Annotated in this window: 3 protein-coding genes; 1 reads left to right on the forward strand and 2 read right to left on the reverse strand. The window is 67.4% G+C overall.

The features are described 5' to 3' along the window. Positions 1–604 precede the first annotated feature (604 nt). Both VEY12_11075 and VEY12_11080 read right to left on the reverse strand, forming a co-directional pair. Positions 605–1,087, reverse strand: coding sequence for a universal stress protein (locus tag VEY12_11075; GenBank protein HYM40660.1), 483 nt, complete (start codon positions 1,085–1,087; stop codon positions 605–607). Beyond that, positions 1,084–1,344, reverse strand: a complete 261-nt coding sequence (locus VEY12_11080) for a hypothetical protein (GenBank protein ID HYM40661.1) — start codon at positions 1,342–1,344, stop codon at positions 1,084–1,086. Before VEY12_11080 ends, VEY12_11075 begins: the two co-directional genes overlap by 4 nt. 105 nt (positions 1,345–1,449) lie before the next feature. On the opposite strand from VEY12_11080, the gene VEY12_11085 reads away from it, so the two are divergent. Beyond that, positions 1,450–1,689: hypothetical protein (locus VEY12_11085; GenBank protein ID HYM40662.1), on the forward strand; the 240-nt coding region annotated here is incomplete at its 3' end.

Below are 1,689 nucleotides of genomic sequence, written 5' to 3' on the forward strand. Positions count from 1 at the left end.
CCTCCAGGGCGAGGGCCTCCGCCAGGGGAATCGTCGGCGTGTACGTGTAGATCTCCAGGACATCCCTCCAGCCCAGGCGCAGGGACGTGCGGACCACCTGCCGGGCCAGAGGGATCCACGCCTCGAACGGAACCCGAGTCCGCCGAGCGATGGGCATGACAGCACCTCCTGGGAGGGACCCTCCTGCGGCGACTTAAACGCAACGGAGGGCGGGTGCCGCCCTCCGGGTGTCAGGGACCCGTGCCCCGCGACGTGTTACTTTCCGTGGACGGTCCGCGGTGACATCGCATTGTCCGCGTGCCGATCCGGGCACGCGGGTCTTGCCCCTGTTCGGGCGTCATGCGAGGACTTCGTCCTCGAATGCCCAGTCGATCTCGAAGTGGAGGCAGGAGCAGTCCGGTTCGCAACAGTCCTCGGTGCCGTGGTGCTCCTCAAGCCCGTGTCCGCACGTGCACCGGAAGTCGTGGATGAATCCCTCCCCCGACCCCGTATGGGCGTGCAGCGGGTCGTGGGCGCGTACCCGGGTCCTTCAAGCTATGCGCGAGCCGCCCACCAATTGCCCCACCGAGGCACCCGCGCGGGGTTGTGCGGGCGTCTCGTCCCGTCACCGAACGACGAGGACAGGGCACGTCGCATGGTTCACGACGCCCCGCGAGACGCTGCCGATGAGCAGTTTCCGGAACCCCGAGAGGCCGCGGGTCCCCACGACGATCAGATCGGCCTTCTCTCGTTCCGCGCAACGCACGATGGCCTCCACGGGGGACGCGGGCTGATCGAGGACCAGGCGGCGTGCCGCGACGCCCTGCTCCTTCGCGAGCTCGACCGCAGCCTCCAACACGGCGGCGGCCTCCGCCCTCGCGTACGTGTAGTACTCGCCCAGGGCCGCCGTGGACTGGGGAAACGCCGGATTCGTGGTCCGCATCAGCGCGGTCGGCGCCGGGATCGCGGTCACGACGACGAGCTCGGCGTGGTACGTCTTCGCGAGGTCGATCGCAGCTCGAGCCGCCCGCGTCGCGTTCTCGGACCCGTCGGTCGCCAGGAGGACGCGACGGAACCTCCCTTGGGGTTGGTTTGCCCGAGGCTTCATATCCGGAGCTCAGGGAGGCATCGCGGTGCTCCTAGGAATGTCTTTCGCAGGAGCACCATGTTGTCGCCCAGAAGACAGGCAAGGCATAAGCCGCGGTCCGCGGATGGCTCGCCCGGGGGTTCTATGCCAATCCGGATCGGTTCCGCCTCGGGGAGAGCCAGATCCGGCAGGTGAAATCGAACCTCGGACGCATCTCTCGGAATTGCCTCCTCGCGTCTCGCGAGGGCCGCGCCGAGGACGCCGATGTTGATGGCCATCTCCGTGGAGTTCGGGCCCGAGATGAGGTTATCACTCCAGAGACTGTCCCATAAAGCAGATGCCCCTTCAGACCTATGAGGGTGCAGGTTGTGGGAAGTGGAGTCATGCGGAGGCTGTTCCTCTCGCTCGCGGTGCCCGTCCTTGCGATTGCCCTCGCCGTGACCGCGTTTGCCGTCGTGCCCGGACTGTGGAGTACCTTGGACCCGCGTTCGACTCCGTCGCCGCTGGCGACGTCCGCGCCGGCGTGGAAGGTCGGAGACACGTGGACGTACAACGTCTCGCTCGGGGCGACCGGCGAGGACTCGCTGATCCCGCCGGAGATGATCGTCCAGTGGAACGAGAAC

It is taken from the genome of Thermoplasmata archaeon (genome assembly GCA_035632695.1).
GTDB lineage: Archaea > Thermoplasmatota > Thermoplasmata > RBG-16-68-12 > RBG-16-68-12 > RBG-16-68-12.